The 19,224-nt window shown below is 59.9% G+C and carries 17 protein-coding genes; 6 read left to right on the forward strand and 11 right to left on the reverse strand.

The window, feature by feature from the left end; translation table 11 throughout:
* Position 1: 1 nt before the first annotated feature.
* The 4 genes from ASE94_RS14645 (at position 2) to ASE94_RS14660 (ending at position 4,500) form a co-directional block, all read left to right on the forward strand.
* Positions 2 to 1,801 (forward strand): adenine deaminase C-terminal domain-containing protein, encoded by a 1,800-nt coding sequence (locus ASE94_RS14645; RefSeq protein ID WP_062631016.1) that lies wholly within the window; start codon positions 2 to 4, stop codon positions 1,799 to 1,801.
* A 219-nt stretch (positions 1,802 to 2,020) separates the two neighbouring features.
* Positions 2,021 to 2,845, forward strand: coding sequence for an ABC transporter substrate-binding protein (locus ASE94_RS14650; RefSeq protein WP_062631017.1), 825 nt, complete (start codon positions 2,021 to 2,023; stop codon positions 2,843 to 2,845).
* Positions 2,842 to 3,678, forward strand: coding sequence for an amino acid ABC transporter permease (locus tag ASE94_RS14655; protein ID WP_062631018.1), 837 nt, complete (start codon positions 2,842 to 2,844; stop codon positions 3,676 to 3,678). Before ASE94_RS14650 ends, ASE94_RS14655 begins: the two co-directional genes overlap by 4 nt.
* 66 nt (positions 3,679 to 3,744) lie before the next feature.
* The gene (locus ASE94_RS14660; protein ID WP_062631019.1) at positions 3,745 to 4,500 is read left to right on the forward strand and encodes an amino acid ABC transporter ATP-binding protein; all 756 of its coding nucleotides are present in this window, start codon (positions 3,745 to 3,747) and stop codon (positions 4,498 to 4,500) included.
* A 1-nt stretch (position 4,501) separates the two neighbouring features.
* On the opposite strand, the gene ASE94_RS14665 is transcribed toward ASE94_RS14660, so the two are convergent.
* The 10 genes from ASE94_RS14665 to ASE94_RS14710 form a co-directional block, all read right to left on the reverse strand.
* Positions 4,502 to 5,653 (reverse strand): M20 aminoacylase family protein, encoded by a 1,152-nt coding sequence (locus tag ASE94_RS14665; protein WP_062631020.1) that lies wholly within the window; start codon positions 5,651 to 5,653, stop codon positions 4,502 to 4,504.
* A 33-nt stretch (positions 5,654 to 5,686) separates the two neighbouring features.
* Positions 5,687 to 6,445 carry an amino acid ABC transporter ATP-binding protein gene (locus ASE94_RS14670; RefSeq protein ID WP_062631021.1) on the reverse strand — a complete coding sequence of 253 codons (759 nt, stop codon included), beginning with the start codon at positions 6,443 to 6,445 and terminating at the stop codon, positions 5,687 to 5,689.
* The gene (locus ASE94_RS14675) at positions 6,442 to 7,122 is read right to left on the reverse strand and encodes an amino acid ABC transporter permease (RefSeq protein WP_062631022.1); all 681 of its coding nucleotides are present in this window, start codon (positions 7,120 to 7,122) and stop codon (positions 6,442 to 6,444) included. The genes ASE94_RS14670 and ASE94_RS14675 overlap by 4 nt, the downstream gene beginning before the upstream one ends.
* 73 nt (positions 7,123 to 7,195) lie before the next feature.
* A complete protein-coding gene (locus tag ASE94_RS14680) occupies positions 7,196 to 7,963 on the reverse strand; it encodes an amino acid ABC transporter substrate-binding protein (protein WP_062631358.1) in 768 nt (255 codons plus the stop codon).
* Positions 7,964 to 8,190: 227 nt separating this feature from the next.
* Positions 8,191 to 8,478, reverse strand: coding sequence for a PRC-barrel domain-containing protein (locus tag ASE94_RS14685; RefSeq protein WP_061907282.1), 288 nt, complete (start codon positions 8,476 to 8,478; stop codon positions 8,191 to 8,193).
* Between the two features lie 84 nt (positions 8,479 to 8,562).
* Positions 8,563 to 9,642, reverse strand: coding sequence for a sn-glycerol-3-phosphate ABC transporter ATP-binding protein UgpC (gene ugpC / locus ASE94_RS14690; RefSeq protein WP_062631023.1), 1,080 nt, complete (start codon positions 9,640 to 9,642; stop codon positions 8,563 to 8,565).
* A gap of 44 nt (positions 9,643 to 9,686) precedes the next feature.
* Positions 9,687 to 10,517 (reverse strand): carbohydrate ABC transporter permease, encoded by an 831-nt coding sequence (locus ASE94_RS14695; RefSeq protein WP_061907111.1) that lies wholly within the window; start codon positions 10,515 to 10,517, stop codon positions 9,687 to 9,689.
* Positions 10,514 to 11,404 (reverse strand): sugar ABC transporter permease, encoded by an 891-nt coding sequence (locus ASE94_RS14700; RefSeq protein ID WP_062631024.1) that lies wholly within the window; start codon positions 11,402 to 11,404, stop codon positions 10,514 to 10,516. Before ASE94_RS14700 ends, ASE94_RS14695 begins: the two co-directional genes overlap by 4 nt.
* A 70-nt stretch (positions 11,405 to 11,474) precedes the next feature.
* On the reverse strand, positions 11,475 to 12,710 hold the full coding sequence (locus ASE94_RS14705) for an extracellular solute-binding protein (protein WP_244484106.1): 1,236 nt from the start codon (positions 12,708 to 12,710) through the stop codon (positions 11,475 to 11,477).
* 112 nt (positions 12,711 to 12,822) lie between these two features.
* Positions 12,823 to 15,204, reverse strand: a complete 2,382-nt coding sequence (locus tag ASE94_RS14710) for an alpha-L-rhamnosidase (RefSeq protein ID WP_062631026.1) — start codon at positions 15,202 to 15,204, stop codon at positions 12,823 to 12,825.
* Between the two features lie 168 nt (positions 15,205 to 15,372).
* On the opposite strand from ASE94_RS14710, the gene ASE94_RS14715 reads away from it, so the two are divergent.
* Entirely contained in the window at positions 15,373 to 16,404 is a 1,032-nt protein-coding gene (locus ASE94_RS14715) for a LacI family DNA-binding transcriptional regulator (RefSeq protein ID WP_061907107.1), read from the forward strand.
* A gap of 86 nt (positions 16,405 to 16,490) precedes the next feature.
* Here ASE94_RS14715 and chvE read toward each other — a convergent pair whose 3' ends face one another.
* Positions 16,491 to 17,561: a multiple monosaccharide ABC transporter substrate-binding protein gene (chvE, locus tag ASE94_RS14720; protein ID WP_061907106.1), complete on the reverse strand. Its 1,071-nt coding sequence runs from the start codon at positions 17,559 to 17,561 to the stop codon at positions 16,491 to 16,493.
* A gap of 630 nt (positions 17,562 to 18,191) precedes the next feature.
* Here chvE and ASE94_RS14730 point away from each other — a divergent pair.
* A complete protein-coding gene (locus tag ASE94_RS14730) occupies positions 18,192 to 19,214 on the forward strand; it encodes a LacI family DNA-binding transcriptional regulator (protein ID WP_062631028.1) in 1,023 nt (340 codons plus the stop codon).
* Positions 19,215 to 19,224: the final 10 nt, after the last annotated feature.

Here is a 19,224-nt window from a genome sequence, read left to right on the forward strand (position 1 = left end):
CATGGCGATCACCCGCTTTTCAGTAAGCCCGCTCCATAGCCAAATCACGACGCTCGCCGCCGTCGCAGGTGGCCGCGCCCCAGCCGATCTCGTCATCACCGGCGCCCGCGTGCTCTCGACCTATTCCGAACGCATTCTGGCCGATAAGGAAATCTGGCTCTCCGGCGGCCGCATCGCCGCCGTCAAACCGGCCGGTGCGCACAAATCCGGCCCCGCGCCCAAAAAGCTTTATTACGCCAAGGGCGGCATCATCGCCCCCGGCCTCGTCGACCCGCACATTCACATCGAAAGCTCGATGGTCACCGCCTGCGCCTATGCCGAAGCGGCGCTGCTCAACGGCACGACCACGATCTTCTGCGACAGCCACGAGATCGGCAATGTTATGGACGTCGCCGGGGTCGAAGACATGCTGGAGGACGCGCGCCTCGCCCCGCTCTCGATCTTTCTCACCGTCCCCTCGACCGTTCCTGCCACCTCGCCCGAACTCGAAACCGCCGGTGGCGACCTGACGCCTGAAAAGATCGGCACGCTCTTCGACAAATGGCCGGAAGCCGTCGCGCTCGGCGAAAAGATGGATTTCGTGCCCGTCGCCATGGGCGATCCGCGCAGCCACGCCATCATCGCCGAAGCCCTCAAACGCGGCCGCCCGGTCTCGGGCCACATCTATGGCCGTGATTTCGTCGCGCCCTATGCGGCCTCCGGGGTCACCGATACGCACGAAGCCATCGATCGTGACATCGCCGAAGATTTCGTCGAAGCCGGCATCTGGGTTTTCCTGCGCGGCGGCAATCCCGCAACGCCCTGGAATTCCATCGTCGAAGCCATCAAGCCGATCACCGAACTCGGCGCCAGCCACAAGCGCTTCTGCGTCTGCACCGATGATCGCGACGCCGACGATCTCCTGAGTTTCGGCCTCGATTGGGTCGTCCGCGAAGCCATCCGCTGCGGCGTCAGTCCCGAACAAGCTTGGTCTATGGGCTCGCTCCACGGCGCCACCCGCTTCGGCCTAGGCGACGACATCGGCGGCCTCGGCGGCGGTCGCCGCGCTGATCTCGTCTTGCTCGACGATGAGCTAAAGCCGGTCAATACCTGGTATGGCGGCGAACTCATGGTCGAGGACCGCAAGATCACGCCTTTGCTCGAAGAAACCCTCAACCAGCGCTACCGCTATCCCGAGGCGGCCTACAACACCGTCCACCTGCCCAAAAACCTGAAGCTCACGCCAGAGCTGCCCTCGGCCGGCGTCACCGCCAATGCCATCGGCATTGAAATGCCGGGCATCGTCCTGCCGCACCGCAAGGTCGAAATCGCCCCGGCCAACGATTGGGCGACAATCCTCGAGCGTGACAATCTCAGCTTCGTCACCGTCATCGAGCGCCACGGCAAATCTAATGGCGGCATTGCCCACGGTCTCCTCCACGATTTCGGCATCAAGAATGGCGCGGTCGGCTCGAGCGTCGGCCACGACAGCCACAACATCATTCTCGCCGGCACCAATGAAGCCGACATGCAACTTGCCCTCGACACCATCGAAGCATCAAACGGCGGCGTGGTTGTGGTGCAGGAGGGCAAAGTGCTCGCCTTCGTCGCCCTGCCAGTCGCCGGTCTTATGTCCGACAAGCGCGTGCACGAGGTTGCCGCAGAAAACCAGCTTCTCAAATCTGCCTGGGCGCAGGTCGGCTGCACCATTCCCTATATGGGCTTTAACCTGATCCCTCTCTCGGTGATCCCTGAAATCCGCATCACCGACAAGGGTCTGGTCAAAGTGCCGGAGATGGTTTTGCAGCCGCTATTCGACTAGTCGAGGCCGGACATGCGACAATCGCCATCGTCTTGCAAAACCATCGCTTTTTTACGCGAAAGCCACTAGGTGCAATGAACAACCTCGTGGGTTCACAAATTTGCAATTATCTGGCTGGCGCAATCGGCGTTTGTCGTTAAATTTCAACGCGGGGCTTGGTGGCGAAAATGGGCGAAAGTCCGTACTGCCGGGCAAAACACCACTCGATGAGAGTACAGAATGGCTCAGAAGCATAATGTGATCGTGGCCGGCCTCCTGGCAGCGATCGCGCTGGTGATGCCTGCCGTGGCGCAGGAAAATACGCCCAACGATCCGCGCCTGTTCACGCCAGGCAAGCTGACCGTCAGCACCTCCGAGCCGAGCTATCCGCCTTGGGTGCTCGATAACAATCCGGAAGCCGGTGAAGGCTTTGAAGCGGCGCTCGTCTATGCCCTCGCCGAGCAGCTTGGCTTCAAGCGCGACGATGTCGTCTGGGTCGATGTGACCTTCGACGGCGCCATTGCGCCCGGTCCCAAGAACTACGATTTCTCGATCCAGCAGATTTCGGTCACCCCCGATCGCGCCAAGGTCGCGACCTTCTCCGACGTCTATTATCAGTCGGACAAGGCCGTCATCGCGCTGCCGGATTCGACCGTCGCCAGCGCAAAATCCTTCGCCGATCTTAAGCAGGCGCGCTGGGGCGTTGCCGTCGGCACCACCGATTTCGACTACGTGACCAACGTCCTCGGCATCGACAATGCTGCCGTCTATGACGATCAGGCCGGCGTCTTCCAGGCCCTGCAGGGTGGTCAGATCGACGCGACCATCGCCGCTTTGCCGACTGCGCTCTACGCCACGGCCGTCCAGGTGCCGGAAGCGAAAATCACGGCGCTCCTGCCCAAGGACCCGAAGGATGAAGGTCTCGCGCTCCTCTTCGCCTCAGGCAATCCGATTGTACCCTGGATCAACGAAGGCCTTGCTGCCATCCGCGATAGCGGCAAGATCGACGAACTCGTCCAGAAATATCTCGTTGCCGATCCCAATATTCCGGTGATCAACGAATGACACGACGACCCGGCAAGGGACGCCGGACGATCGCTCTCAAGGATCGGCTCACGCCGGTCCTTATTAGTTTGGTCAGCGTCATCATCGTCTTCGGCGCCATCGCCTATTTCGTCGGCTCTGCCGAACAATGGCCGCGCATCCAGAGCCAGTTTTTCAGCATCGAAGCAATGCTCGAAGCCGCGCCAAGCGTGGCCCGCGGGTTTTTGGTCAGCCTCCAGATCTGGATCATCAGTCTCATCTGCATTGGCATCTGGGCCCTGATCCTCGCGATTTTCCGCGCCATGGGCGGACCCTATTTTGCCCCGCTGCGCATCTTCGCCATTCTTTATGTCGACCTTTTTCGCGGTTTGCCCGCCTTGCTCCTCGTGCTGCTGTTCGGCTTCGGCATTCCAGCGCTCAACCTGCCGGGCCTGCCCAATAATGGTCTCTTCTGGGGCGGCGTCGCGCTGGTGCTGAGCTATTCTGCCTATGCCACCGAGGTTTATCGCTCCGGCATCGAAGCCGTCCACGAAGGGCAGGGCATGGCCGCCAAGGCCTTGGGGCTGACACAGTGGCAGACGCTGCGCTATGCCATCCTGCCGCAAGCGCTGCGCAACGTCGTTCCGGCCATGCTCAATCTCGTCGTCGCTCTGCAAAAAGACGTCGCGCTGCTCTCCGTCCTCGGCGTTCGCGATGCGGTCCGCGAGGCGCAGATTTATACGGCGCGCACCTTCAATTATTCATCCCTCGTCGTCGCCGCGATCCTCTTCCTCCTCGCCACTATTCCGATGGCTCGGCTGACCGACTATGTCGCCCGCCGCGATCGACAACGCCGTCTCCAGAGTGCCTTGTAGTATGTTCGTTTTGTCGCGCTTTCGAACCGAAAAACCGCTTCGCACTTTTTCTGAAAGCGCTCTTGTATGAACCGTATCGAGATCGACAAGCTCACCAAGTTCTATGGCGAGCGTCTGGTGCTGGATGGGATAGACCTCTCTGTTGCGCACCACGAGGTCGTCTGCCTCATCGGCGCCTCAGGCTCCGGCAAGTCGACCCTCCTCCGCTGTATCAACGGCCTGACCGAGTTCGACGAGGGCGCCGTCCGGCTCGATGGCATGGATATCTATGACGAAAGCTTCGGCCGCACCGGCCTTTACAAGCGCATCGGCATTGTCTTCCAGGCCTACAATCTCTTCCCGCACCTGACGGTTCTCGACAACATCACCCTTGCCCCGGTGCGAGTTCATGGCCGCCAGCGCGCCGAAGCGGAGGATGCGGCACGAAAGCTGCTCGATCTCTTTGGTCTCGGCCAGTACGCCAAGTCCTATCCCGAGCAGCTTTCCGGCGGGCAACAGCAGCGCGTCGCGGTCATCCGCTCACTCGCCACCGATCCCGAAGTTTTGCTGCTCGATGAAGTGACCGCAGCGCTCGATCCCGAACTGATCGGCGAAGTTTTGAAGATCATCCGCGATCTCAAGACCCAAGGCATGACCATGGTCATCGTCACGCACGAAATGGCCTTCGCCCGCGATGTCGCCGATCGCGTCTGCTTCCTCGACGCCGGCCGCATCATCGAAGAGGCCCACCCCCAGCGCCTGTTCTCCAGCCCGGAAAACCCGCGCACGCAGAAATTCCTCGAGCGGATTATTGCGTCGGGTCGTCTCGGCGCTTCGGCCTGACCTAAGCCGGCCGGTTGGCGGCGAGGAAATCCTCGACCAGCGCCACCCAATAGCGCGCTGCCGGCGCGATGATGGCGTCATTGAAATCATAGCGAGGGCTATGGAGGTCCGCGCTTGGTCCATTGCCGATAAAGAGATAGCTGCCCCGCTGCTTTTCGAGCATGAAGGCAAAATCCTCGCTGACCAGGAGCGGGGCGAGCGTGCCGACCTGTGCGTCGCCGAAATGGCGAATGGCTACCTGCCGAGCGAACGCGGTTTCCTCGGCATCGTTGTGAAGAGCCGGAAAACCGGGCGGATGGAAAACCTCCGCGACCGCCCCATAGCTCGCAGCTTGCGCCTCCGCCAATGTCTTGATCCGCTCGCGGATGCGGTCGCGCACCACGTCGGTAAAGGAGCGTACGGTAATCTGCAGTTCGACACTGTCCGGTATGACATTGGGCATGGAGCCACCATGCATCATGCCAACAGTGATTACGGCGGTTTCCAATGGGTCGACATTGCGCGACACGATCGATTGCAGCGCCATCACCAGGGACGATGCCGCGACGATCGGGTCGACAGTCTCGTGGGGCAGGGCGCCGTGCCCACCCTTTCCTCTGATGGTGATGATGACGAGATCGACCGATGCCATGGCCGGACCCTCGATGAAACGAAATTCGCCCGCTGGCACGCCGGGCCAATTATGCAGCCCGAAAATAGCGTCGACCGGAAAGCGCTCGAAGAGACCGTCCTCGATCATCTGCACCGCACCGCCCGTCTCTTCCGCTGGCTGGAAGATCAGCCTTACGGTGCCCGAAAAATTCCGCCGCGCCGCCAACTCCTTCGCCGCGGCGAGCAGAATGGTCGTGTGCCCATCATGTCCGCAGGCATGCATCACCCCCGGCGTCTGGCTGGCATAATCCGCTCCGGTTGCCTCGGTAATCGGCAAGGCATCCATGTCGGCGCGTAGCCCGATCACCCGCTCGCCGGCGCCGTTCCGCAATGTCCCGACAACACCAGTCACGCCAAGCCCAGTCGCCACCTCATAGCCCCAGCCTTCGAGCAGCTCAGCCACGAGTTTGCTGGTCGCGACCTCCGCACGCCCTAGCTCCGGAGCGGCATGAAGCCGACGGCGCAGCGCCACAAAATCATCGATCGTGCTTGGCAGGGACATCGCGGAATTGCCTCTCACTCGGCTCGCGCAGGCTTACTCAATCGCCGCCTGCCCACTGAGGGTCGAAATGAACCGCTTCGTCCGGTCATCCTTGGGAGAGCCGAAAACGTCCGCGGACGACCCTGCCTCAACCACCTGCCCAGCATCAAGATAGACGACATTGCTGGCAATGCTGGCAGCCAGCCGGAGGTCATGCGTAGCGATCAGCATGGTCGTGCCCTCCCGCGCCAATTGCGCCAGCACCTCCACCACCTCAATGGCAAGCTGCGGGTCGAGCGCCGATGTCGGCTCGTCGCAAAGGAGCACGCGGGGCGCCGGCGCGAGCGCCCGGGCAATCGCCACACGCTGTTGCTGGCCGCCCGATAGGCTCGATGGCCAGGCATCGGCCTTGAAGGTCATGCCAACCTTTTCGAGCAGTTCCATGGCGCGAGCCCGAGCGCGGTCCTTTGGCCATTTCAGCACGGTGACCAGCGCCTCCATCACATTTTCCACCACGCTCTGGTGCGGGAAAAGCTGGAAATTCTGGAACACCATCCCCGTCTTGCGCCGCAGCGCAAGGATGGTCGCGCGGTCGGGCTTGCCGTTGGGTGTGAACCGGATAGAGGTATCGTCGATCCGCACTTCGCCCGATTGCGGCACTTCGAGCAGATTGACGCAACGAAGCAGCGTGCTCTTGCCGCTTCCCGAAGCGCCGATCAGCGCGGTGACATGACCCTCGGGCACGTCCACGCTGACGCCCTTGAGAACGTGGTTGTCGCCGAAGCTTTTTTCGATCCTGTCCAGCGCGATCATGATGCAGCCTCGATAGAACCGCCATAGCGGGAGAGGCGCTTTTCCAGCCACCCCTGCAAACTGGAAAGGGCCGAGCTGACGACGAGATAAATCAGCGCCACTTCGACATAAAGAATAAGCGGCTCATAACTCGTCGCGACAATCCGTTGCCCGGCTCGGAATAGCTCGGGCACCGTGATGGCGGCAGCTAGCGAAGTATCCTTCACGAGCGAAATGAACGTGTTGGAAAGCGGCGGCACGGCAATGCGCGTCGCTTGCGGCAGGATGGTGCGGCGCATCGCCTGCGCCCATGTCATGCCAACGGAATAGGCCGCCTCCCACTGTCCCTTGGGCACGGCCAATAGCACAGCCCGGATGATTTCCGAGGTATAGGCGCCGATATTGAGCGTGAAACCGATGAGCGCGGCTGGAAACGCATCCAGCACGATCCCGACGCTCGGCAAGCCATAGAAGATCAGGAAGAGCTGCACCAGAAGCGGCGTGCCGCGAATGATCCAGACATAAAACCGCACCACAAGCCCAAGTGGCTTTGGCCCGAAGAGCCGCGTGATGGCCGCGAGCAAACCAAGACTGAGCCCAAGCACGAAGGAAAGCAGCGTCAGGGGGACGGTGAACGAGATACAGGCCCACAGCAAAGAGGGCAGGGACTCGATCATCAGGTTCAGCCAATGGGGCATGCATCATCCTGCCAATGAAAAGGGACCGGTCGATCCTCGACCGATCCCTTCTAAACATTCGAAGCGTCTGAGACTACTGGGAGACGTCCTCGCCGAAGTACTTCTGCGAGATTTCCGCATAAGTGCCGTCGGCCTTGATGGCGTCGAGCGCTTCATTGATCGCGGCCAGCAGTTCCGGCTTGCCCTTGGCAAGGATGATGCCGGAGAAATCGGCGTCAGCGGCGGTGGCGACAACCTTCACCGGTGCGTCCGGCTGCTGCTTCTTGAAATCGAAGAACGACAAGCTGTCATTGATCGTCGCATCGGCACGGCCCTGAATGACGAGGGCGATCGACTGGTCAAAGCCTTCGGTGCCGACGAGTTCAGCACCAAAACTTTCGGCCAGCTTGCCAAAATTGCTGGTCAGGCTCTGGGCCGACTTCTTGCCCTTAAGCGTTTCAAAGCTCGTGATGTCGGTGTTGTCTTCCTTGACGACGAGAGCAGCCTTCGAAGCGATGTAAGGCTCGGAGAAATCGTACTTCGCCTGTCGGTCCGCATTGATGCCGACCTGGTTGATCACGACGTCATAGCGATTGGCGTCGATACCCGCGATCAGGCCATCCCACGGACCTTCGACGAATTCGGCCTTCACGCCCAGATGCTCGGCAACAGCCTGGCCGATCTCGACGTCAAAGCCCACCAGCGCTCCCGAAGCGTCGTGGAAGGTGAACGGAGCATAGGTGCCTTCGGTGCCGATCTTGAGCACACCGGCTTCCTTCACCTGGTCCAGCGCTGTCTGTGCGAAGGCCGGGGTGGAAAGCGCCAACAGACCAACGGCGACGAGCACTTTGGAAAACTTCATCGATTTCTCCTGTCCGCAAGCCCGCAGTCCGGGCCGCAATTGCAGCGGAATTTGCCCATCTTCCAGGCGGCTTTCAATTGCTTGGATGGATGTTTTTCGTTTGGAGGCTTTGGCCGTCGGCATGTTCTTCTTTTGCCGATTTCCTGAGCCGCCTATTGCTGAAAAGAGACCGCGATTGGACTCTATCGGAGCAAAAAAGAAGCCCGGCGCTAGGCCGGGCTCTTTTCTTAGTGGTGGTGCTCAGGCATCTGCTTGAGCTGATCCTTTGTCCACGAGGTCACGGCGTGAATGTCGCCATCTTCGTCGCGCATGAATTCAAGATCGCTCACCGGCACGGCAACCGGCTTGGCGCCTAGACCGAGAAAGCCGCCGACATCGATGATCACGGTATCGAGGCCATGAACGTGGTCGACCTTGCCGACCTTGTGGTCGTCAGCGCCATAAATCGTGGCGCCTTCGAGGTTCGATGGCGTCAGTTCGGCGGTGGACAGACGGACGTGATTGGTATGGTCCATGATCAAGGCTCCTTGTTTGAGCCACTCCAACCCGCCGGTTGGGCGATCGGTTCCATTGGGTCCGCTGCCACCTTTCGTCTCGTCTTAAGAAACCAGCGACTGACCATTCTTGTCGAAGACAACGGCCTTCGACGTCTCCGCATGAAAACTCAGGCTCTCGCCGCGGTTGAGAATATGGTCGCCCGCGAGCACCGCCAGCCATGACGCGCCCGAGGGCAGTTCGACATTGACGATGGTCTCATTGCCGAGCCGCTCGGTCAGCGTCACGCGTCCGATGATCGTGCCTGATGCGGCGATCGCAAGATCATGCGGCCGCACGCCGAGGGTCAAAGCATCACCCACGTTGACGCCGCTGGTTTGGATCGGCAGCCGCAGGTTGATCACATCCTGGCCTGATACCGTTACGCCATCGGCATCGATGGCATCGACTTTGACCGGCGCAAAATTCATCTTTGGCGAACCGATGAAGCCAGCGACAAAGAGGTTCGCCGGTCGCTGGTAGAGCTCGATTGGGGAGCCGACCTGTTGCACGACGCCAGCATCGAGCACGACGATCTTGTCGGCCAGCGTCATCGCCTCAACCTGATCGTGGGTTACGTAGATCATCGTCGCGCCAAGGTCGGCATGGAGCTTGGCAATTTCCATCCGCGTGTCGACGCGCAGCGCGGCGTCGAGGTTAGAGAGCGGCTCGTCGAAAAGAAAAACTTCGGGCTGACGCACGATGGCGCGGCCGATAGCGACGCGCTGGCGTTGACCGCCCGAAAGCTGGCCAGGCTTGCGATCGAGCAGGTGCTCCATCTTGAGAATGCGTGCCGCTTCGCGGATCTTCTGGTCGCGCACATCCTTCGGCGTCTTCGCCAGTTTCAGACCAAAGCCGACATTGTCGTAGACGGTCATGTGCGGATAGAGCGCATAGGACTGGAACACCATGGCGATGGATCGGTCGCGCGGCTCAACATCATTGCAGAGCTTGTCCCCGATATAGAGCTCACCTCCGGTAATGTCCTCGAGCCCTGCAATCATGCGGAGAAGCGTGGACTTGCCACAGCCCGAGGGGCCAACGAAGACGACGAATTCCCCGTCCTCAACCTTGAGATTGACGCCCTTGATGACCTCGACCTGGCCATAGGTCTTCTGGATATTTTTGAGTTCCAAACCGGCCATGGTCAGAGTTCCTCGCGTAAAAATGTCGTTGAGATGCGCATGGGTCAGCCCTTGACCGCGCCGGCCGTCATGCCGGCAACGATCTGCCGGTTGAAGAACATGAAGACGATGAGCGGCGGGATGGTGATGAGCAGGATATTGGTGAAAAGGAGGTTGTAGGCGGTGCTGAACTGGCTCTGGAAATTGTAGAGCGTCAGCTGCACCGTCGCATTCTGATTGCCCGGCAGATAATAGAGCGGGTTGGTGAAATCGTTGAAAATACCAACCGACTGCACGACGATATTGGTCACCGTCACCGGCCAGAGCAAAGGCAGGATGATGCGGAAAAACACATCGAGCGGGCGCGCGCCATCGATCACCGCGGCTTCGTCGAGTTCGCGCGGAATGGTGGCGATAAAGGCCCGATAAAGAATGATCGAGAAGGGCAGGTTATAGGCCACCTGGATCAGGATCATGCCATGGAGCGTGCCGAACAGTTTGAGCCCCTGCAACAGCCAGATCGTAGGGACGACGGCCGGCGGGATCATGAGCCCCGCGAGGATCAAAAACTCGATCAGCCCATTCCAGCGCGTCTTGCGGCGCGCGAGGACAAACCCGACCATCGCCGCAAGAACAATCAGCAGCGTGACGCTGATGACGGTAATCAGCGTCGAGTTGATGAAGGCCGTGATCATCATCCAGTTGCGGGTCTTGACCACTTCATAGACGTTTTCAAAGAGGTGAAAGCCGTTGGGCCAGGAGAAGTCGCGCAGGGCAGACTGCTGTTTGTCCTTGAAGGCCATCAGGATGATGAACAGGAACGGGATGACGAAGACCACGAACGTGGCCGCGATGGCGGCAAAACCGCCAAAAAGAGAAGCGCGCGACGTCTTCATTCGTGACCCTGCTTACGATTGAGGACCATGGTCAGCGGCACGACCAGCACCGCGATGAGGATGAAAAGCACCACATTGCCCGCGGTCGAAAGCCCGTAGAACCCGGCCTGATATTGCTTGTAGATCACGGAGGCGACCGTGTCGGAGGCAAAGCCGGGACCGCCCTTGGTCATGGCCCAGATGAGGTCGAAGGTGCGCAGCCCGCCGATGAAGGAGAGCGTAATGACTGTCGCGGTTGCCGGACGGCTGAGCGGCAGCGTCACATAGAAAAAGTTCTGTAATTTGGTCGCGCCATCGATCCGCGCTGCCTCGTAATAGTCCTTCGGAATGGCAACGAGGCCGGCGATATAGATGACCGTCGCTAGGCCGACACCCTTCCACACATCGACAAGCGCGACGGAGAACAGCGCGAGCTTCGGATCTACGAGCCAGCCCGGCCCCTTGATGCCGATCATGGCAAGGGTCTGGTTGATCATGCCCATGGTCGGGTGCATCAGCACCGTAAAAGTCATGCCGACGCCAATGGTCGAGACCAGCACCGGAAAGAAGATCACCGAACGCAGATAGCCGCGCGCCATGATCTGGCTGGTCAGCATCACCGCGAGCAGCATGCCGATCACCACCTTGAGGCCCGAGGTAATCACGGCATAGATGACGGTGTTGACGAGCCCCTGAATAAGAAATGGCTCGCGAAAAAACTGCGCGAAATTATCGAAACCGATAAAGGTCGCGTCAAAGAGCGTCCAGCGCGTCAGGCTGAAATAGAGCGACGCAAAGGTCGGCGCCAGAAACAGCACGGAATAAACCACTGCCGCCGGCGCGTAGAACCAGCCGGGATAAAGAGACCGACGCTGCGTCTTGAGCGTGGCAACAGCCGATGCTGTCATGGAAACCTCGCAAATGCCTCGCGGCTCCGAAAGGTTTTCGCCTTCCGGAGCCGCGGCAAGTCAGAAACGATTACCAGCCGGCAAGGCCAAGCTGTTGAGCCTGCTTGCGCACGTCTTCGTCGTAAAGTGCGGCGCCTTCCGCTGCCGGACGAATACCCGAGCCGACTTCGACGGTGATCTGCTCGAGAGCAGGGCCCTTGATCGGCGAGAGGAATTCGAGCGCCGGGCCATTGTGGCCGCCTTCCTGGAAGTAGGGCAGCATGTCGGCAACGGCGGGCGGCACGTCGGCAGGAAGCTCACAGCCGGCGATCATATAGGGACCGGTGGCGCCGACGGCTTCGTTGCGAACATCGCAGCCTTCGGGCGAAGCGACGAAAGCGACGAAGTCCTTGGCAAGGTCAGGGTTGGCCGTGCTCTTGGCGACATAAATCGAGTCAGGCATCCAGGTCGTCAGGCCATTGGTCTCGGCGCTGTCACCAGGCTGGGCGAAGAAACCGACGTCCTGGATATGGTCAGGCACGGTTTCGGCAATGGCGCCGATCCCGAATGTCAGCATGGGATAGTGCGCGCCTTCACCCGTTGCGACCATACGCAGGCCATCGGGATAGGTCGCCGCGCCGAAATCGGCATTGAAGAAGCCGGCGTCGTGCGTTTCCTGCAGTTTCTCGAAGCCACGGAGAGCGGCCGGAGTCGTCGCGAATTTGGCTTCGCCCGCGGTGTACTTCTCGGCGAAATCTGGCACTTCGGTCAGCACATTGTAGAAATCGGCGAGAACGAAAAGCTGGCTGCTCCAGGTGTCCCCATAGGTCTGGATCACGGCCGTCTTGCCCGCCGCCTTGATCTTTTCGTTATTGGCCATGAACTCGTCCCAGGTCTTGGGAATTTCAAGGCCCAGTTCTTCATAGATCGGCTTGTTGTAGAAAATGCCGCCGCCCATTGCTGGCGCAAATGGCGCGCCATAGACTTCGCCGCCGGCCGAAACCACCGATTTGAAACTGTCCTGCACATTGGCCTGGAATGGCTCATTGGTCAGCGGCAGGAGGTTCTGCACCGGATTGATCGCCTGGAACAGCGAGCCCGAGTTGTAGAAGAACACATCGGACATTGCGCCGGTCGCAAGGCGCGTCTTGACGATATTGTCGCCTTCGCCGCCGCCGGGGCGCACTTCGATGTCGATCGTGACATCAGGATTCTTCTCGGTATACGCAGCCACCCAGGCTTCGGCAACGGCTACCGATTGCGGGCCATTGTCGATCAGAAATGACAGATTGCCCGATTGCTGCGCGTTGACGGCATTGGCCGTCATCAGCAGGCCGATCGTGCTGGCGCCCATCAGCGCAAATAATTTGGTCTTGGTCATGCGTCTACCTCCCTGATGGGCCTGTTTTTGAGGCCCGGTTGAATGTGCCGAAACCGCCTTAGGGCGTGTTGGCGTTTACCCGCGACTTTTCGAGCTTGGCGGCCTTGGGTGCGGTGTAATTGAACGTGATCGTATGTTTGCCGGGGCTCAGCGCGATGTCCTCGTGGCCGATGGCTTGGCCATCGAGCGTCGCATCGCGGTAGACTGAGGCGAGACGCAGCACGCCCCGGCTTTGCGCTGGCACTTCGATATCGTAGCGCACGGCCTCGCCGTTGATCGTCCAGGCTGCAGCGATCTTGCCTGCAGGGCTATCGTGATCGGCCTTCACCGGCGAGAGCTGGGGCAAAATGATCGGTTCGAAGATGATCGTCTTGAAGGCCGGATCCTTCTCGTCGGGACGGAAGCCGGCAACGCCCTCGAGCAGCCATTGGCACACAGCGCCATAGGCATAGTGATTGTAGGAATTCATCTGCGGATTGTAGATCGAGCCATCGGGCTGGATCGCGTCCCAGCGCTCCCAGATCGTCGTTGCGCCCATCTTGACCTGATAGAGCCAGCCCGGCACCTCTTCCTGCAGGAAGACTTCGCTGGCCAAACCCCATTCGCCGATTTTGATCAGGGCCGGCAACAGAGCTGGTGTGCCGATAAAGCCCGTGCCGATCCGCCGCGCCGCGCGATCGATCGTGTTTTTGAAATAGCCATTGGCTGCCTCAAACTTGTCCGCCGGGATCAGGTCATGGACGATCGCGAGGGCATAAGATGTCTGGTCGTCATAGGCGAGACGGCCAGAAGCCGTGATGAACTCGCCGGCAAAAGCCGCCTTGACCGCCTCGGCCATGGTGTCGAGACGCGTTGCGATTTCGGTGTCGCCAACAATCCTGGCGATCTCTGCAACGCGGCTGGCCGCGATATGAAGATAAATCGTCGCTGCAGCATCGTCGCCAATGGTCGGCAGCGGCTTGGCGCTTGGACCCTTGGGCTGCAGCCAGTCACCAAACGAGAAACCCCGTGCGCCCCATTCGCGCGGCGGCGAGACGATCGGACCGTCGCTGATCGACCAGACGAAGTCGACCCACTTGACCATATTGGGCAGGGCTTCGCGCAACAGCGCCGTATCGCCATAGTGGAGATACATCTGCCAAGGGATCTGGTAGATCGCATCGCCCCAGCCGGTCGAGCCATAAAAGCCCGGATAATGCTCCGGCTGCATGCGCGTCGGATCAGGACAGACGTGCGGCACTGCCCCATCCTCGCGCTGATCCGCCATCAGATCGCGCGTCCATTTCTGGAAGAAGCTGTGCACGTCGCCAAGATAGGCCGCGGTTCCCGCAAAGACCTGCGCATCGCCTGTCCAACCCAGCCGCTCGTCGCGCTGCGGACAGTCCGTCGGCACTTCGATGAAATTAGCGCGCTGCGACCAGACTGTGTTGAGGAACAACCGGTCGACCAGCGGATTGGCCGATGAAAAACTGGCTTTGATCTCGGTCACCGAGCTGATCGGTTCGGATACGATGTCGAGCAGCTTAGCTGCGCCCTCGATTGTCACCCTCACATAGCGATAGCCTTGGAAGGTAAAGACCGGACGGTAATGCTCTTCGCCCGAGCCCGCGAGGATGTATTCGAGCCGTGCTGCCGCCGTGCGGTAATTGCCGTTATAAAACTGCTTATCCTTATCAAGCACCTCGCCATGCTCGACACTGACCTTGGCACCCGCCTCACCCTTCACGGTGAAGGCGACATTGCCGCCCGCATTCTGGCCAAAATCATAAACCGTCCGACCCTCGGCATCGGTCCAGGAGTTCTGCATCGTGAGCGGCTCGAGCATTCGCACGGGCGTCGTTTCATGCGGGATCAACACCGCCGTATCGAACGCCAACACTTCGGTTCCCGCCGTCACCTTCTGGGTGACGCGCGCATCGAAAATTTCGCCGAAATAAATGCCGGACTTGCGGATCGGTAGCTCGCCGCTTTCCCAGGTGTTGTCGGTAACAAGCAGCGGCGCGTCATCGCCCGGCGTCGCCACCAGCTCGGCAATCGCAGCGATATGCTTGCCCCAGGTATCGAAAAGTGGCGCTTCGCCCCACATCATCTGCGAGCGCAGCCAGCCGTCCGCGAGCCAGATCTCGATCCGGTTTTCACCTGACTTCAAGAGGTCGCTGACCTCGTAGCTCTGGAATGACAGCCGCTTGTCATAGACGGTCCAACCTGGCGTCAGCAGATCGTCGCCCACGCGCTGCCCATTGATGAATGCACGATAGAGGCCAAGAGCGCTGATATGCAAAACCTCGCCGCCACCAACCTGATCGATCGAGAAAGTCTTGGCTACAAAACTGGCAGGCGTTCCTTGTCCCTGATCGGCGAGGGGGCGGATGATGTCAGCGGTCCACACCCGGCTAAACGGTGCGGAATCCTGGGTACGAAGTGCCGATGCGTGGTTCACGCCTGTCCTCCCATATATCTGCCGCCTATGCGGTCTTGTAGAATGTTCTACGTGTATCGTTCTACAGATTTCATTTTTTGGCAATCCACTTTTTTCAGATAGTGTCGGGCATAGATTTCCGCGCCTGAAGATCATCCTGTTGCGGCGAAAACCAAGGGTCACAGCACGATGAAGACGAGCGATGGCGATCGAAAAACGGGCCGCGTCACCATTCGCGAAGTGGCTGAGGATGCAGGCGTTTCCGTAGCTGCCGTCTCTAAGGTGCTCCGCGATGCCTATGGTGTGTCCGATACTCTCCGCGCCAAGGTGCGCGTCTCGATGGATCGGCTGGGCTATCGGCCGCTCGCAGCCGCCCGAGGCATGCGCGGCCAGACCTATACGCTAGGGCTCATCATCCCCGATCTGCGCAACCCGTTCTTTGCCGATATCATGGTGGGCGTGAACCAGGCCCTTGAGCGCACGCAATATCGTGCGCTGATGGGCATCAGCGAAAACTCGGTGCGCACCGAAATGGCGCTCGTCGAGTCCATGCTCGATCGCCAGATGGATGGCATCATCCTCATTGGCTCGACCGAGGATCGCGCCAATCACGATAAGATCGCCGCCCTCAAGCCTTTGGTGACAATCGGACACCATGACCCGCAAGCGGATCATTTCGACACGGTCAACAATAACGATCAGCAGGGCGCCATGCTGGCGGTGCGACACCTGGCGGCCAATGGCTACAAGAACATCGCCATGCTCAGCCTCTTCAGCGGCACCTCGACCATTCTGGCCGAGCGCGAACTTGGCTATCGCCGCGCCATGCTCGAGGCTGGAATTGCCAAGAACATCAACATCATCCAGTCATCCCAATCGCTGCGCGACGTTCAACTCGCCGCCCGCCATTTGCTGGAAGGGCCAAACCGGCCAGATGCGATCTTCTGCTGGACCGATTTCATCGCGCTCGAAGTGATCAGCGTCGCGACCGAAATGGGCCTCTCTATTCCCGGCGATGTCGGCATCGTTGGCTATGACAATACCATGTATTGCGATCTGGCGCAGAATGGTCTGTCGAGTATCGATCAGTCTGGTGAGCTCTTGGGCTTGCAGTCCGCGCGCTTGCTGATCGAGCGGATCAAGGGGCGGCAAGAGGCAGAGCATTTCGTCGTCACGCCACGGCTGGTATCGCGCCGAAGCTCGATGCGCTTGAGCCGCTAAGCCGGCTGCCCCCGGCAAAACGACCTAGCCCTAAAAACAAAAAAGGCTCCGCGCGCACGCGGAGCCCCATTTCGCATTTCCAGAAATTACTGGAGATCGGATTCCTTGATGTAGCCCGAGTCGACGACCAGTTCCTTGTAATTGGTCTTGTCGACTTCATACGGGGTCAGCAGCAGCGAGGGGACAACCTTGACGCCGTTGTTGTATGTCGTGGTGTCGAGATCAGCCGGTTCCTGGCCATTGAGCACGTTGTCGACGAGGTCGGCAGTCACGCGAGCCAGTTCACGGGTGTCCTTGTAGACGGTCGAATACTGTTCGCCGGCAATGATCGCTTTGATCGAGGGGACTTCGGCGTCCTGGCCAGAAATGATCGGGTAGGGGAGATCGGCGGAACCATAGCCGATGCCCTTGAGCGAGGAGAGAATGCCGCGAGCAACGCCGTCGTTCGGTGCGAGAACGGCGTCGACATGGCTGCCGTCCGAATAGTAGGCCGAAAGAAGGTTATCCATGCGAGCCTGTGCGGTGGCACCGTCCCAACGGAGCGTACCAACCTGATCCATGCCCTTCTGGCCCGACTTGATGACCAGGTCACCCTTGTCGACCAGGGGCTGCAGCACGCTCATGGCGCCATCGTAGAAGAAGAAGGCGTTGTTATCGTCCGGCGAACCGCCGAACAGTTCGATATTGAACGGACCCTTCTTTTCCGGATAGCCGAGACCCTTGAGGATCGAATTGGCCTGGAGCACGCCGACCTGGAAATTGTCGAAAGTGGTGTAGTAGTCGACATTTGGCGTGTCGCGGATCAGGCGGTCATAGGCGATGACCTTGATGCCGGCAGCGCCAGCCTGTTCGAGCGCAGCGCTGAGCGTCGTGCCGTCGAGCGCGGCGATGATCAGGGCCTTGGAGCCCTTGGTGATCATGTTTTCGATCTGGGCGAGCTGGTTGGGGATATCGTCACCGGCATATTGCAGGTCGACGGTGTAGCCCTTGGCTTCAAGCGCGGCCTTCAGTTCGGCGCCGTCCGAGTTCCACCGGAGCGTCGTCTGCTCCGGCATGGCGATACCGATCGTGCCCTTGTCCTGCGCAGAGGCGGCGGTCACACCCAGCGCAAGCGCGCTGACCATGACGGTCGCTGCGAGAGACTTCAAAAAGTTCATGTCTTCACTCCCTGTTTTCAATGCTGGTGGAGGTCGCGGCCAAGCTGCTGACGAGTCGGACCCATGAGGCGCGGGGCCCTACGGGTGACGACTTGAACGATGATGATTGGTCATCTCAACGCGGCGACGTTGCGCTCCGGCCCTCCCAAGCCAGCGAGAAGAGACTACGAGCAGAACGCCTCGTCCGCAAGAGGGCATGAGGTACGTACGTCCCGAATAGTGAACGGCGCATCTCCCTTTCCGAAGCGGAAATTTATAGTGGTATTTCAGATAGTTGCTGGTTTAGAACAACAGGACGACGACTTCACGAGTGAAGACGCTGTGCCGAGAAACAGCAGTTTTTTCTAATCATCGAAATTAATCGATATGCATCTGCGGTCCACTCCAGATGGCGTTGGCCTATTGCCGTCATCGCTAGGGCCGATCCGACTTGGCCGCGGAATAAAAAACAGCAAAACACCGGTGTGAAGTGAGACTAAACACGGCGATGAAGCCGAGGCCATCGGTATTTCCCCAAAGTCAGCGACCTTGTTCACACCTCTATCTCGCTGCCTTGACAGGAAATTTAAATCGATATCCCATAGGTGGGATCGGTCCCATAGAGGTTCGGCAGTGGAAGGGAGGGAGAGCATGGCAACGATTGACGACGTATCGAGACGCGCCGGTGTCTCCCGTTCCACCGTGTCGCGCGTCGTCGCCGGCAATGGCTACGTTTCCGAATCCAAGCGCAAGGCCATCGAGCAGGCCATCGCCGATTTGGGCTATCGGCCCAACACCCATGCCCGCGCGCTGCGGTCCAATCGATCCAATGTCATCGGCGCCGTCGTCGTCGATATCGGAACGCCCTATTTCGCCAGCATCATTTTTGGCGTGCAGCGCGCCGTCCGTCCTTCCGGCAAGTCGCTCATGGTGTCGTCTGGCTATGCCGACGAGGACCAGGAATCCCGCGCCATCCTCGAACTCATCGATCGCTCCTGCGATGGCATCGTGCTCTATCTCGAGCATCCCATGCGTCCCAATGTGGTCGAGATCCTGCGGGCGGCGCGCATCCCCGTCGTCTCCATCGGCAAGGATCATTGTCCACTCTCGCGTGGCAATGTCGTGCTCGAGAACTATCAGGGCGCCCGGGATGCAATGACGCATCTGCTGGAGCAGGGTCACCGCGACATCGTCTATCTCTCTGCTAATCTTACACTCGGCGATAGCCAGGAGCGCCTGCGCGGCGTCACCGATGCGCTCGCAGCCTTCGACCTGACTTTGGACAACATTCACGTCGTCTTCGGCATGTTCCTCGAGCGGTTCGGCTATGGCGCCACCAGAACGCTGATCGAAGAGGGCAGGGCCTTCACCGCCATCTTCGCCGGCGACGACGATATCGCTGCCGGCGTCTATGAGGCGCTGCGTGAATTCGGCCGCTCCGTTCCAGGCGATGTCTCCGTCATGGGGTTCGATGACGCGTTCTTCGCCAAATACCTGACGCCACCGCTCAGCACCGTCCGCCAGCAGGTGGATGCACTGGGTCAGCAGGCGGCCAACCTTTTGCTGCGCCTCATGGATGATCCGACCTCTGGCCCTCTCAGTGCCAGCGTCGAGACCAGTCTCGTCATCCGCACTAGCGTTGCGCCTGTCCAACCGATCAAGGAGGTCGCGTAACCGTCTGACT

This window comes from Devosia sp. Leaf64 (assembly GCF_001421945.1).
Classification (GTDB): Bacteria; Pseudomonadota; Alphaproteobacteria; order Rhizobiales; family Devosiaceae; genus Devosia.